The sequence below is a fragment of the Agromyces solani genome (assembly GCF_058349925.1).
Genome location: NZ_JBYRER010000001.1, coordinates 1,301,225 through 1,314,070 on the forward strand (window position 1 = coordinate 1,301,225; position 12,846 = coordinate 1,314,070).

Here is a 12,846-nt window from a genome sequence, read left to right on the forward strand (position 1 = left end):
GCGGGCCCCGCTGCCGCGAGACGACGAGGATGCGACGAGAGGACACGACGATGACGGAGAGCACGACGCCCGCGAACGGGCGAATCACGAAGGCGGTCATTCCGGCTGCTGGTCTGGGTACGCGGTTCTTGCCGGCGACGAAGGCGATGCCGAAGGAGATGCTGCCGGTGGTGGACAAGCCGGCGATCCAGTACGTGGTCGAGGAGGCGGTTGCCGCGGGTCTGACGGATGTGTTGATGATCACGGGTCGGAACAAGAACGCGTTGGAGAATCATTTCGACCGGGTCGCGGAGTTGGAGGCGACGCTGGAGAAGAAGGGTGATCACGCGAAGCTCGAGAAGGTGAACGAGTCGACCCAGCTCGCGGACATGCACTATGTGCGGCAGGGCGACCCGCTCGGGTTGGGGCATGCGGTGCATCGGGCGCACATGCATGTGGGGGATGAGCCGTTCGCGGTGCTGCTGGGTGATGACATCATCGACGCCCGGGACGAGTTGCTGACCCGGATGCTGGATGAGCAGGTCAAGCGGGATGCGTCGATCGTGGCGTTGTTGGAGGTGGATCCGGATCACATCCACCTGTACGGGGCGGCGCAGGTCGAGGCGACGGATGACCCGGATGTGGTGCGGATCACGGGCCTGGTGGAGAAGCCCGCGAAGGAGGTCGCGCCGTCGAACTACGCGGTGATCGGCCGGTACGTGCTGAAGCCCGAGGTGTTCGGGGTGCTGGCCGACACGGCGCCGGGCAAGGGTGGTGAGATCCAGTTGACCGACGCGTTGATGACGATGGCGGAGGATGTCGAGGGCACGGGCGGGGTGTACGGGGTCGTGTTCCGGGGTCGCCGGTACGACACGGGCGACAAGCTCGACTACATCAAGGCCGTGATCCAGCTCGCCGTCGACCGCGACGACCTCGGCAGCGACCTCAAGCACTGGCTCATCGACTACACCGGCACCCTCACCGAACCCACCGCCTGACGATGTCCGCATCGAACCGGTGACGACGGGATGCCTCGGCCGAGGCATCCCGTCGTCCTTGCGGTCTTCGCTCGCCGGTCAGTCGTCGCCGCCTGCAGCCGCCATCGGGTCGGGGATCTCCTCGGGCTTGTACTTCGGCAGGCGCGAGGCGGGCAGCGCCGCGAGCGCGCTGAGGCCCGCCAGCACGAGGAACCCGAGGCGCAGGGTGTTGAGCCGCTCCTCCTCGTTGATGGCGACGGCCGCGTCGACCTGCTCGGGCGTCGCGCTCGTCTCCTCGAACTTCGCGCGCAGGTCGTCGTTGCTGACGAAGTTCACCTGGCCTAGGCCGACTTCGGCCTTCAGCTCGTCGGGGATCTCGGGGTGCTCGACCGCCGCCTGCGTGAAGTTGAGCGTGAGCATCGTGACGAGGAGCGCCCCCATGAGCGCGGTGCCGACCGCGCTCGCGAGGTTCTGCGTCGTGCCGCGGATCGAGCCGACGTCGCCCGCGAGCTCCTTCGGCGCCGCCGTCACGAGCACGTTGAAGACGAGGGTCACGAGCGCGCCCTGGCCGATGCCGAACACGATGAGCCCTGCGATCGTCGGCACCGTCTCCCAGTTGTTCGTCACGACGAACGCGAGCCAGACGAGCGCCGCGGTCGTGAGCCCGAACGCGAACAGGGCGATCGTGCGGGGGCTGTGGCGCCGATAGAAGCGCACGATGAGTGTCGCGGTGACGAACACCGTCAGGTTGAACGGCATCATGGCGAGCGACGTGTCGAACGGGGTGCGACCCTGCACGACCTGGATGTACGTCGGCACGGTGAAGTTCACGGCGGCCTCCATCGCGACGATGATGAACATCGCGTACACCGCCGCCCGCTCGGTCGGCTCGCTGAGCACCCCGAGATCGACGAGCGGCACGCGGCCGAGCCGCATGCGGCGCTTCGTCCACATGAAGAAGCCCTGGCCGAGGATGAGGCCCGCCACCACGAAGATCGGCGCGGGAGAGAGGCCGAGCACCGAGAACGGCGCCCCCGGCCCGGCGAGCAGGATGCCCCACGAGTTGAGGTTGTTGAACCCGAGCGTGAGCATCACGATCGCCGCACCGATGAGCGCCGACGCGACGAGGTCGATGCGGATGCCCTTGTCGCCCCGGTCGCCGCGCAACCGGAAGCTCAGCGCGAACACGGCGACCGCGAGGCCGAGGGTGATGAAGAAGACGGGGCGCCACCCGACGAGCGTGCCGAGCGTGCCGCCGATGAGGAAGGCGCTGATGCCCGAGAACGCCCGGGCCGAACCGAGCGAACCGACCGCCGTCGCCTGCTGGTCGCCGCGGTAGTTCTCGGCGATGAGGGCGACGAGCGCGGGCACGATGATGGCGGCGGATGCCCCGGCGAGCACCTGGCCCGCGATCGCCCAGCCGATCGACGTCGACAGGATCATCATGATCGACGAGACGGCGAACACCGCCACGACGATGCGGAAGATGAGCACCCAGCCGACGCGCTGGCCGAGCTTCGCGCCGGTCATCACGAGCGCGGCGACGGCGAGGCCGTAGACGACGATCGTCGTCGACGCGACGGTCGGCGGCACGCCGAAGTCCTCGACCATGCCGCCCAGCGAGATCGGGAGCGCGGCGACGTTGAACGACATGAGCACCTGGGCGAGGAAGAGCCCGACCATCGGCGCCCACGAGCGGCGCTCGCCCGCGTGCGGCGCCGGTCCCGAGGCATCCGCCCCGTTCGTATTCATCTCGGTCGCGCCGGTGGGGTGTGCAGAGCTGGTCATCGCGGGGCTCCTTCGTCGGTTGAGACGGGCTGCGCGCCCGAGGGCCGCGGGTCCGAGGCGAACAGGTTGAGGCCGAGTGCGCGCGACAGGAAGGCGCAGGCGCGCTGGCCGCGCACGCTGTTGCCCGCCGGGTCGAGCCGTGGCGAGAACGCGCCGACCGCGCCCTTGCCGGGTGCGACGGCGACGATGCCGCCCGCGACGCCCGACTTGGCCGGCAGGCCGATCTCGAAGAGCCACTCGCCCGACCGCTCGTACATGCCGCACGATGCGAGCAGGGCCAGCGTGTCGCGCGCCGTCCCGGCAGAGACGACCCGCTCGCCCGTCACCGGGTTGACGCCGCCGTCGGCGAGCGTCGCCCCATGACGGCGAGATCGCGGGCGGTCACGGCGAGCGAGCACTGCCGGGTGTAGACGTCGACCGCCTCCTCGGGGTCGATCGCGAGTCGGTCGTAGCTCTGCAGCAGCCGGGCGATCGACTGGTTGCGGTGGTTCGTGAACGCCTCCGACCGGTAGACCTCGCCGTCGAGCGCGAGCGGCCGGCCGGCGAAGCGGCTGAGCCCGTCGCGCACGAGCTGCCAGCGCTCGTCGGCATGGCCGGCGGGCATGAGCGCCGTCGTCGCGATCGCTCCCGCGTTCACCATGGGGTTCATCGGGCTGCCGCCGTTGAGCTCGATCGCGACGACCGAGTTGAACGCGAGGCCCGTGTTGTTCACCCCGATCACCTCGTGGATCGCGTCGTGTCCGATCAGGTCGCAGACGAGCGCGAACACGAACGCCTTCGAGATCGACTGGATCGAGAACGCGACCTCGACGTCGCCCGCGAGGTGCTCGCTGCCGTTCGCGCCGACGACGGCGAGCCCGAACCAGGCGGGGTCGGCCTCGGCGAGGATCGGGATGTAGTCGGCGACGACGCCCTCGTCGAGTCCCGCGTACCGGGCGTGGGCCGTAGCCACGAGCTCGTCGACGTCGGCGTTCGGCGGCAGCGACCCGGTCGAGCTCAGCTGTGCGACATCACGGACATCGGCTTCGAACATGCCCCTACTCTGGCGCGCCGCGCCGGCCGCGTGAGCATTCCCCGCCGTCCCGGGCCGAATCGATTCCCGCCGAACGTCACGTGACGGCCCGAAGTTGCGCGGCCTGCACGCCTTTGTCACGCTGAGAGACGTGCCCTCATCCTCGCGCCCCGGGTTACGGGGACTCTCCGTGAAGCGAGCCCTGCTCGTCGCCTGCGGCGCCGTCATCCTGCTCGTCGTCGCCGTGCTCGTCGCGCGCGCCCTGCGCGCCGCGCCGGCCGTGCAGGACTTCATCGCGGAGTACCCGGGCCACAGCCCGTTGCCCGAGGGGGCTCCGGTCGGCATCCCGGCGTGGCTCGCGTGGCAGCACTTCTTCAACGCGTTCTTCCTCGTCATGCTCGTGCGCACGGGGCTCATCATCCGGTCGAAGGCGCGCCCGCCGGCATTCTGGACGCGCGACAACACCCGCTGGCCCCGCACCGACGGCGCGCCGCGCCGGATGGGCATCTCGGTCTGGCTGCACCTCGTCGTCGACGCGTTCTGGGTGCTCAACGGCGTCGTCTACGTCGTGCTGCTGTTCGCGACCGGGCAATGGGTGCGCATCGTCCCGACGAGCTGGGACGTCGTGCCGAACTCGATCTCCGTCGTGCTGCAGTACCTCTCGCTCGAGTGGCCCGTCGAGAACTCGTGGATGTCGTACAACGACGCGCAGGTGCTCGCCTACTTCACGATCGTGTTCATCGCGTCGCCGCTCGCGATCATCACGGGGCTGCGCCTCTCACCGATCTGGCCGATGCGGGGCGCCCTCGCGTCGGCGCCGCCCGAGCGGTTCGCTCGTGCGCTGCACTACCCGGTGATGCTCTTCTTCCTGCTCTTCACGGCCGTGCACGTCGTGCTCGTGCTCGCGACGGGCGCCCTGCGCAACCTCAACCACATGTACGCGGCGCGCGAGGCCGACGACTGGGTCGGGTTCGCCGTGTTCGCGGTGTCGCTCGCCGTCATGGTCGGCGGCTGGGTGCTCGCGCGGCCGCTCCTGCTGGCCCCCGTGGCCGAGCGGTTCGGGCAGGTCAGGCGGATGCCGCAGGCCCCCGCCGCGCCGGCGCGCAGCGCGACCCGGGGCTGACCGCGGGCGCGGTCCGCGGCTGACGGGCGGCGGCCACGAGGCATCCGCCCTCGGATCAGCTCGCCGCGTCGATCTCGGCGACGATCGCGTCGTAGCCGCGCTGCGCGGCGAGCCGGCGGGGGAGCACCCCGTCGCCGTCGGGGATCGACGGGTCGGCGCCGGCCGCGAGCAGCAGCCGCACCGTCTCGGCGTGCGCGTCGTCGCCGTTGCCGAGCACGATCGCCTCGTGCAGGGCCGTCCACGCGAGGTTGTTGACGTGGTTCACGGGCACGCCCGCCTCGATGAGGATGCCCACCGTCTCGACGTGCGCGTGCTCGCTCGCGGGGATGAGCGCCGTGCCGCGGTAGCGGTTCGTGCTCTTCGGGTCGGCGCCGTGCGCGATCGTGAGCCGCAGGATGTCGTTCAGCCCCTCGGCACCCGCGTAGAGGAACGCCGAGTCCTCGATCGCGTCCTTCGCGTTCGGGTCGGCGCCCGCCTCGAGGAGCGCACGCGCGATCGCGACCTGGTTCGCGCGGGTGGCGGTGACGAGCACCGGGCGACCCTCGCCGTCGCGCGCGTCGACGTCGGCGGCGTTCGCGATCGCGCGCTCGACGCCCGCGAGGTCGCCCGCGGCGGTCGCGGAGATGATGAGGGCGTTCGCCTCGTCGGCGGTCAGCTCGGGGGTGGGCACGGGGGTCTCCTCTGCGGTCGGGGCGGTCGGCCTCGGCGATGGGGTCGCGGCGGCGCCCGTCGGGGCGGGATCGGGCGTGCAGCCCGCGAGCAGGCCGGCGACCACGATGGCGCCGACGACGAGGATCGGTGCGCGTCGGCGCTCAGCCATCGAGCGATCGCTCGGTCTGGTCGAGCACGCCGAGCGCCGCGGCCGTCGCCGACTCGGGGTCGGCCGCCTCGATCGCCCGGAGCAACTGTTCGTGCAGGTCGACCGCACTCGGGTCGGCGTTGTTCGACAGGCACGAGTTCTGCGCGACCGAATGGCGCAGCGAGGCGTCGAAGCTCGCGTAGATGCCGACGAGCAGCCGGTTGTGCGAGGCCGCGGCGACGCCGACGTGGAATGCGACGTCGTGGTCCGCGAACGCGTCGACGTCGTTGCGGTCGATCGCCGCGCGACGGAGCACGAGCTCGTCGCGGAGCGCCGCGATGTCGCCGTCGTCGCGATGCGCGGCCGCCTCGCGCGCCGCGAGGACGTCGAGGGCCCGACGCACGGCGAGCACCTCGCGGGCGTCGGCGTCGCCGAGCGCCCGGCGGAGTGCCACCTCGGTCGCGTCGCTCGCGATGACGTAGGTGCCGTCGCCCTGTCGCGTCTCGAGCAGGCCCAGCTGCGCGACCGACCGCACCGCCTCGCGGACCGAGGGGCGGCTGACGCCGAACGTCTCGGTGAGCTCGGCCTCGGTCGGGATGCGGGTGCCGACGGGCCAGGCCCCGGTCGCGATCTCGGACTGCAGGCGGTCGACGACGGAGTCGACGATCGACCTTCGCTGGATGGGCTTCACGATTTCCATTCTCTCGATCTTCCGCTTCCGGGGGAATGTATGGTTATCATACATCTGACAAATCACACGTGGTCCGGAATCTTCCGGCCGCCCACGGACAAAGGAGTTCGTTCGCATGACCGACGCGACCGCGACGACGGCCGAAGCCGTCGACGTCCACCGCCCGGCGACGGGTGTCGTCGCCGCCCCGGCGCTCGTCGACGCCCACATCCACCCCGACAAGTCGAGCTGGGGCGGTCCGTGGATGTCGCGCCGCCGGGCCGCCTCGCTGCCCGAGTTCATCGCGAACGACCTCGCGACCCAGCGCTCCTACACGCGCAGCGTCGAGGAGCGTGCGCACGCGCTGCTCTCCACCGCGGTCGAGCAGGGCACCCTCGCGATGCGCGCGCACGTCGACGTCTCGAGCGAGCTCGGAACCATGAACGTCGAGGGCGTGCGCGCCGCGGCCGAACGGCTGGCACCCTGGCTCACCGTGCAGATCGTCGCGTTCCCCCAGTTCGGCCTGCTCACGAACCCGGGCACGATCGACGCGATGGCCGCGGCGCTCGAGACCGGCGCCGACCTCGTCGGCGGCATCGACCCGCTGGGCCTCGAGGGCGACGTCGACGGACACCTCGACGCCGTCTTCGGCCTGGCCGAGCGCACCGGTCGCGACGTCGACATCCACCTGCACGACCGTGGCGAGCCGGGGCTCGCGCAGATCCGCGAGATCGCGAAGCGGGCGCGCGCGGCCGGCATGCAGGGCCGGGTCACGGTGAGCCACGCCTTCGCGCTCGGGGATGCCTCCCTGCCGACGCTCGGTTCGACGCTCGACGCGGTCGCCGAGGCGGGCGTGTGGATCGCGAACTGCGCCCTCGGCGACGACCCCGTGCCCGACCTCGACCTGCTCGAGCGCCACGGCGTCCGACTCGTCGCCGGCAGCGACGGCGTCCGCGACTCGTGGACCCCCTTCGGCTCGGGCAGCATGGTCGACCGCGCGCACCTGCTCGCCTATCGCACGGGCGCCATGACCGACGCCGAGCTCGAGCGGTGCTACCGCATCTGCTCGACCGAGGGGGCGAGCCTGATCGGCCTGCCCGACCTCGCCGGCTACTCCGGACCGGAGCATCCGACCCGCCTCGAATTCGCCGGCGAGTCGATCGCGCAGATCGTGATCGACCGCCCGGGCCCCGCCGCGGTGATCCGCGACGGGCGCCGGCTCGATCGGCCCTGAGCCGGTCGGTCACCGCTTTTCCCGATCCGCCCACCCCACCCATCCGCACCATCCGCAATCCGACACGACGACAAAGGAGTTCCCCCGTGTTCCGACGCCGTATGACCATCACGGCAGCCGCCCTGGCCGCCGCGAGCCTCGCCCTGGCCGGCTGCACCGCGCAGGCGACCGAGCAGAACGATGAGGCGACGCTCAACGTCGACCTCGACAACCTCGCCACCACCACCGAGGCCGGCACCGCGCCGGTCGACGACCTGAAGTGGAACCTCCCGTACGAGCCGATGTCGCTCGACCCGCAGTTCGGCTACAACTACGCCGAGAACACGGTCACCGCGAACCTCTGCGAGAGCCTCCTGCGCATGAAGCCCGACTTCTCGGTCGAGCCGGGCCTCGCCTCGGGCGTCACGCAGCCCGACGACACGACCGTCGTGTACACCATCCGCGACGGCGTCACCTTCTGGGACGGCACCCCGCTGACCGTCGACGACGTCGTCTACTCGCTCGACCGCCAGGTCGGCGAGACGGCGACGAGCTACTTCTCGAGCTACTTCCAGAACGTCGAGTCGGTCGAGGCCACCGGCCCGAACGAGGTGACCGTGAAGCTCACCCAGCCCGACGTGCTGTTCACCCAGGCCATGGCCACCGCTGCCGGCGCGATCGTGCAGAAGGCGGCGGCCGAGGAGCAGGGCGAGGCCTTCGGCACGCCCGACGGCGGGCTGCAGTGCACCGGTCCGTTCTCGCTCGAGACATGGAACTCGGGCAAGAGCATCGACCTCGCGGCCAACCCCGGCTACTGGGACGGCGGCGCCCCGCTCGCCTCGACCCTCAGCTTCAGCTTCATCGCCGACGAGTCGACCGCGGTCAACGCGCTGCGCACCGGCGAGGTCGACGGCCAGTACTTCTACCTGCCGCCGGCCGGGCTCAGCCAGCTCACCGACAGCGACGACGTGACCGTCACGTTCGGCGACTCGCTCGTGTTCTGGACCATGATGACGACGAACTTCGACGGCGGCCTCGGCGACGACCGGGTCCGCCAGGCGCTCTCGCTCGCGATCGACCGCGAGGCGCTCACGAAGGTCGTGTTCCAGGGCGCCGGCATCCCCGCCACCACGCTCGCCGGCCCCGCGTACTGGGGCTACGAGGAGGAGAAGTTCGCGACGGCCTGGGAGGAGTTCTCGGCCGACCCCGACATCGAGGAGGCGAAGCAGCTCGTCGCCGAGGTGGGCACGGTCGACCCGATCGTCCTCGCCGTGCAGGGCAGCTCGGCCGTCCACGAGCAGACGGCGAACGTCATCCAGGCCGCCGGCCAGGCGATCGGCCTCGACATCCAGACGAAGGTGATCCCGGTCGAGCAGTTCGGCAACCTGTACTTCGACCCGGCCGCGCGCGAGGGCATCGACGGCTTCTTCACGACGCAGTACGGCAGCTTCGCCGACCCGACGGACGTGTACCAGATGTTCGCGAGCACCGACAGCCACAACTACGCCGGCTGGGACCACGCCGACGAGGCGATCTTCGCGGCGCGCGCCGAGACCGACGAGGCCGCCCGTGCGGACTTCGTGATCGACGCGCAGCAGACGATCACCGACGAACTGCCGTGGCTCCCGCTCGCCTACGAGCCCGTGACCCTCGTGCAGAACGACCGCATCTCGGGTGCGACCGCCTCGTTCGCGTACCTCTACGCGCCGTGGGCGGCGTCGCTCGGCGGCGTGGAGTAACCCATGTCGGTCGGCGCCTACATGTTGCGACGCGTGGGCGGGCTCATGCTCGTCCTGCTCGTGACCTCCTTCCTCGTCTTCGGCCTGCTCTACCTCGCCCCCGGGAGCCCGCTGGCGTTCATCCTCGGGCCGCGCGGCGGCACGCCGGAGCAGATCGCCGCGGTCACCGAGCAGTACCACCTGAACGACCCGTTCCCGGTGCGCTACGTGGCATGGCTCGGCGGCATCCTGCAGGGCGACCTGGGCTACTCGATCGTGTACCGGCAGGACGTCTCGACGCTGATCTCCGGCCGAGTCCCCACGACGCTCGTACTGGTGTCGATGGCGGCCGTGATCATCGCCGTGGTGGGCGTGCTCGCCGGAACCTACGCGGCGCTGCGGCGGGGCTGGCGCGACCAGGTCACCTCGTCGCTCGCGGCGATCGGGCTCTCGACGCCGTCGTTCGTGGTCGGTGTGGCGCTGATCAGCATCTTCGCGGTCGCCCTCGGCTGGTTCCCGACCTTCGGGTCGGGAACCGGCGGGGTCGACACCCTGTACCACCTCACCCTGCCCGCGATCGCGCTGTCGGTCGCGAGTGCCGCGTACCTCGCCCGCATCACCCGGGCGGCGGTGCTCGAGGAGAGCGGACGCGAGCACGTGCAGACGGCGACGGTGCGCGGGCTCACCCCGCGGTACATCGTCCAGCACCACGTGCTGCGCAACTCCCTCGTTCCGATCGTCACGGTGCTCGGCCTCACGATCGCGACGCTCATCGCCGGCGCGGTCGTCGTCGAGAACGTGTTCGCGCTCGACGGGCTCGGGTCGCTGCTCGTGCGCGCCATCCTGCAACGCGACTTCGCGGTCGTGCAGGCGGTGATCCTCGTCCTCGTCGTCGCGTTCGTCGTCGTGAACGCGGTCGTCGACTTCCTCTACACCTTCATCGATCCGCGCATCGCGCTCGGGAGCCGGCAATGACCACCCCATCCACCACGAGCCTCGCCGTCGCGCGAGTGACACGGGTCCGACGCCGATCGGGCCTCGTCACGGCGACGCGCGACCGACTCGGCGTCCTCGGCTGCACGGCGGCGAGCATCCTGTTCGTCATCATCCTCGCCGCGGCGCTCGCGCCGGTCATCGCACCGTACGACCCCGACTTCCCCGATCTGCTGGCCGCGCTCGGCGCACCGTCGCCCGCGCACCTGCTCGGCACCGACGCACTCGGCCGTGACATCCTGTCCCGCTTGATCTGGGGCGCGCGCATCACCCTCGCCGGGCCGGGACTCGTGATCCTCATCGCGACCGTCGTCGGCGTGCTGCTCGCACTGCTCGCCGCCTGGCGGGGAGGCCGCACCGACACGGTCATCACCTGGCTGCTCGACATCCTGTTCGCGGTGCCCGGCATCGTGTTCGGGCTCATCGCGGTCGCGATCTGGGGACCGGGCCTCGGCACCGTCGTGGCCGGCCTCTCGATCGCCTACATCCCGTACGTCGCCCGCGTCGTACGCGGTGCCGCGCTCCGCGAGCGGAACATGCCGTACGTCTCGGCCGCCTGGCTCCAGGGCCAGTCGGGAACGGGGATCACCTTCACGCAGGTCCTGCCGAACGTGCAGCCGATCGTGGTCGCGCAGGCGGTCTCGTCGCTCGGGTTCGCCGTGATCGACCTCGCGGCGGTGTCGTTCCTGGGACTCGGCGTCCAGCCGCCGACGGCCGACCTCGGCCTCATGGTCAAGAGCGGCTTCGACTCGATGCTGCGCGGACACCCGATCGAGGCGATCTCGGCCGGTGCGCTCATCGTCCTCATCGTCTGGTGCGTCACCGTCATCGGCGACCGACTCACCTCCAGCGCAAGGAGCCTCCGATGACCTCACCACTGCTGCGCCTCGACGGCGTGCGGGCGACGCTCCGGCTCAAGGGCGTCGAGCAGCGGCTGCTCGACGGCGTCTCGTTCGAGATCGGCGAGGGCGAGGCCCTCGGGCTCGTCGGCGAGTCGGGATCGGGCAAGTCGCTCACGACCCGCGCGATCACGCGCATGCTCGGCCCCGAGTTCGCCGTCACGGGCGACATCGAGTTCGACGGAGCGTCCGTGCTCGGCATGAACACCGCGAAGCTCCGGAAGTACCGGTCGCGCGACGTCGGGATGATCTTCCAGGACCCGCGCGCCCACGTGAACCCGGTCCACCGGGTCGGCGACTTCCTGACCGAGGCGCTCGTGCAGGAACGCGGCGTCGACCGTCGGGAGGCCGAGCGCCGCGCGGTCGTGCTCCTCGACGAGGTCGGCGTCCGCAACCCCGAGCACCGCCTGCGCCAGTACCCGCACGAGCTGTCGGGCGGGCTGCTGCAGCGAGTCATGATCGCGAGCGTGCTGCTCGCCGAGCCGAGGCTGATCCTCGCCGACGAGCCGACCACCGCCCTCGACGTGACGGCGCAGTCCGACGTCATGGCGATCCTCGACGAACAGCGGCGCGCTCGCGGGCTCGCCCTGCTGTTCATCACCCACGACCTCGAGCTCGCCGCAGCATGCTGCGACCGACTCGCGGTGATGTACGCGGGCGAGATCGTCGAGCAGGGCGCGCACGTCTACGACGCGCCGACCCACCCGTACACCGTCGAGTTGCTCGGCGCACGGCCGAGCATCGAGGAGCGCGTCGAGCGCCTTCCGGTGCTGCGCTACAACCGCGAAACCCACGAACTGCTGAAGGCGGAAGCATGACCGACCGGACCGAGCCCATCGTCGTCGCGCGCGGGCTGCGCAAGGAGTTCCCCGGGCCGACGAAGGACGAGCCGATCGTCGCCGTCGACGAGGTGTCGTTCGAGCTGTTCCCCGACGAGTGCCTCGCCATCGTCGGGGAATCGGGGTCGGGCAAGACGACGGTCGCGCGCATGCTCGTCGGCCTCGAGAAGCTGACCGCCGGCGAGCTCTCGGTGCGTGGCGAGTCGCGCGCCGGGGGAGTGAAGCGACTCGCCGACCGCCGCCGCTGGGCGCGCGAGGTGCAGTACGTGTTCCAGGACCCGTACTCGTCGCTCAACGGCCGGCAGCGGGTCGGCGACATCGTGGAGACGAGCGTCGCGCTGCACGCGGGCGGCACCGGCCGGCGCGGCTCCGCCCGCACGGCGGCGCTCGAGATCCTCGAGAGCGTCGGCCTCGACGATCGCTTCGCCTCGAAGTACCCGCACCAGCTGTCGGGCGGGCAGCGGCAGCGCGTCGCCATCGCCCGGGCGCTCGCCGCGGACCCGGCGGTGATCGTGCTGGACGAGGCGGTCGCCGCGCTCGACGTGTCGATCCAGGCGCAGATCCTCAACCTGCTCAGCGACATCCGCGCCCAACGGGAGATCAGCTACCTGTTCATCTCGCACGACCTCGCGGTGGTCAACCAGATCTCCGACCGCATGATCGTGATGGAGCACGGCATCGTCGTCGACTCGGGCGACACGGCCGCCCTGCTCGCGAACCCGGTGCACCCGTACACGCGGTCGCTGCGGGCCGCGGTGCCGCGGCCCGGTTGGCGGCCGGTGCGGCGCGAGCGGCTCGCATCCTGAGCGCGGCGCCGACCTGACGACGCGCAAGGC

Annotated in this window: 11 protein-coding genes and 1 pseudogene; 8 read left to right on the plus strand and 4 right to left on the minus strand. The window is 71.0% G+C overall.

Annotated elements, in window-relative coordinates; all coding sequences use genetic code 11:
- The first annotated feature begins 50 nt into the window (after window positions 1–50).
- Window positions 51–977 carry a UTP--glucose-1-phosphate uridylyltransferase GalU gene (galU, locus tag AC3RJ7_RS05990; RefSeq protein WP_491454897.1) on the plus strand — a complete coding sequence of 309 codons (927 nt, stop codon included), beginning with the start codon at window positions 51–53 and terminating at the stop codon, window positions 975–977.
- A gap of 78 nt (window positions 978–1,055) precedes the next feature.
- Here the strand turns inward: galU and AC3RJ7_RS05995 are convergent, their stop codons facing one another.
- A complete protein-coding gene (locus tag AC3RJ7_RS05995; RefSeq protein ID WP_491454898.1) occupies window positions 1,056–2,744 on the minus strand; it encodes an MFS transporter in 1,689 nt (562 codons plus the stop codon).
- Window positions 2,741–4,050: pseudogene (gene glsA / locus AC3RJ7_RS06000) on the minus strand (glutaminase A). The gene AC3RJ7_RS05995 and the pseudogene glsA overlap by 4 nt, the downstream one beginning before the upstream one ends.
- Here glsA and AC3RJ7_RS06005 point away from each other — a divergent pair.
- Window positions 3,947–4,879: a cytochrome b/b6 domain-containing protein gene (locus AC3RJ7_RS06005; protein WP_491454899.1), complete on the plus strand. Its 933-nt coding sequence runs from the start codon at window positions 3,947–3,949 to the stop codon at window positions 4,877–4,879. The pseudogene glsA and the gene AC3RJ7_RS06005 sit on opposite strands and share 104 nt — an antisense overlap.
- Before the next feature lie 55 nt (window positions 4,880–4,934).
- Here the strand turns inward: AC3RJ7_RS06005 and AC3RJ7_RS06010 are convergent, their stop codons facing one another.
- Window positions 4,935–5,699, minus strand: coding sequence for an ankyrin repeat domain-containing protein (locus tag AC3RJ7_RS06010; protein ID WP_491454900.1), 765 nt, complete (start codon window positions 5,697–5,699; stop codon window positions 4,935–4,937).
- Entirely contained in the window at window positions 5,692–6,369 is a 678-nt protein-coding gene (locus AC3RJ7_RS06015) for a FadR/GntR family transcriptional regulator (RefSeq protein ID WP_491454901.1), read from the minus strand. The genes AC3RJ7_RS06010 and AC3RJ7_RS06015 overlap by 8 nt, the downstream gene beginning before the upstream one ends.
- A 115-nt stretch (window positions 6,370–6,484) precedes the next feature.
- Between AC3RJ7_RS06015 and AC3RJ7_RS06020 the strand changes: the two genes are divergently transcribed.
- The 6 genes from AC3RJ7_RS06020 (at window position 6,485) to AC3RJ7_RS06045 (ending at window position 12,816) form a co-directional block, all read left to right on the plus strand.
- Window positions 6,485–7,582: an amidohydrolase family protein gene (locus tag AC3RJ7_RS06020; RefSeq protein WP_491454902.1), complete on the plus strand. Its 1,098-nt coding sequence runs from the start codon at window positions 6,485–6,487 to the stop codon at window positions 7,580–7,582.
- Between the two features lie 86 nt (window positions 7,583–7,668).
- Window positions 7,669–9,300 (plus strand): ABC transporter substrate-binding protein, encoded by a 1,632-nt coding sequence (locus AC3RJ7_RS06025; protein WP_491454903.1) that lies wholly within the window; start codon window positions 7,669–7,671, stop codon window positions 9,298–9,300.
- A 3-nt stretch (window positions 9,301–9,303) separates the two neighbouring features.
- Window positions 9,304–10,254 (plus strand): ABC transporter permease, encoded by a 951-nt coding sequence (locus AC3RJ7_RS06030; protein WP_491454904.1) that lies wholly within the window; start codon window positions 9,304–9,306, stop codon window positions 10,252–10,254.
- Window positions 10,251–11,141, plus strand: a complete 891-nt coding sequence (locus tag AC3RJ7_RS06035) for an ABC transporter permease (RefSeq protein ID WP_491454905.1) — start codon at window positions 10,251–10,253, stop codon at window positions 11,139–11,141. Before AC3RJ7_RS06030 ends, AC3RJ7_RS06035 begins: the two co-directional genes overlap by 4 nt.
- A complete protein-coding gene (locus tag AC3RJ7_RS06040) occupies window positions 11,138–11,989 on the plus strand; it encodes an ABC transporter ATP-binding protein (RefSeq protein WP_491454906.1) in 852 nt (283 codons plus the stop codon). The genes AC3RJ7_RS06035 and AC3RJ7_RS06040 overlap by 4 nt, the downstream gene beginning before the upstream one ends.
- Window positions 11,986–12,816 carry an ATP-binding cassette domain-containing protein gene (locus AC3RJ7_RS06045; protein ID WP_491454907.1) on the plus strand — a complete coding sequence of 277 codons (831 nt, stop codon included), beginning with the start codon at window positions 11,986–11,988 and terminating at the stop codon, window positions 12,814–12,816. Before AC3RJ7_RS06040 ends, AC3RJ7_RS06045 begins: the two co-directional genes overlap by 4 nt.
- The last annotated feature ends 30 nt before the right edge of the window (window positions 12,817–12,846 follow it).

Bases quoted from the DNA above. Each gene is read 5' to 3' on its own strand.
- galU (WP_491454897.1), top strand. From the start codon at position 51: ATGACGGAGAGCACGACGCCCGCGAACGGGCGAATCACGAAGGCGGTC.
- AC3RJ7_RS05995 (WP_491454898.1), bottom strand. From the start codon at position 2,744: ATGACCAGCTCTGCACACCCCACCGGCGCGACCGAGATGAATACGAAC.
- AC3RJ7_RS06010 (WP_491454900.1), bottom strand. From the start codon at position 5,699: ATGGCTGAGCGCCGACGCGCACCGATCCTCGTCGTCGGCGCCATCGTG.
- AC3RJ7_RS06020 (WP_491454902.1), top strand. From the start codon at position 6,485: ATGACCGACGCGACCGCGACGACGGCCGAAGCCGTCGACGTCCACCGC.
- AC3RJ7_RS06030 (WP_491454904.1), top strand. From the start codon at position 9,304: ATGTCGGTCGGCGCCTACATGTTGCGACGCGTGGGCGGGCTCATGCTC.
- AC3RJ7_RS06035 (WP_491454905.1), top strand. From the start codon at position 10,251: ATGACCACCCCATCCACCACGAGCCTCGCCGTCGCGCGAGTGACACGG.
- AC3RJ7_RS06040 (WP_491454906.1), top strand. From the start codon at position 11,138: ATGACCTCACCACTGCTGCGCCTCGACGGCGTGCGGGCGACGCTCCGG.
- AC3RJ7_RS06045 (WP_491454907.1), top strand. From the start codon at position 11,986: ATGACCGACCGGACCGAGCCCATCGTCGTCGCGCGCGGGCTGCGCAAG.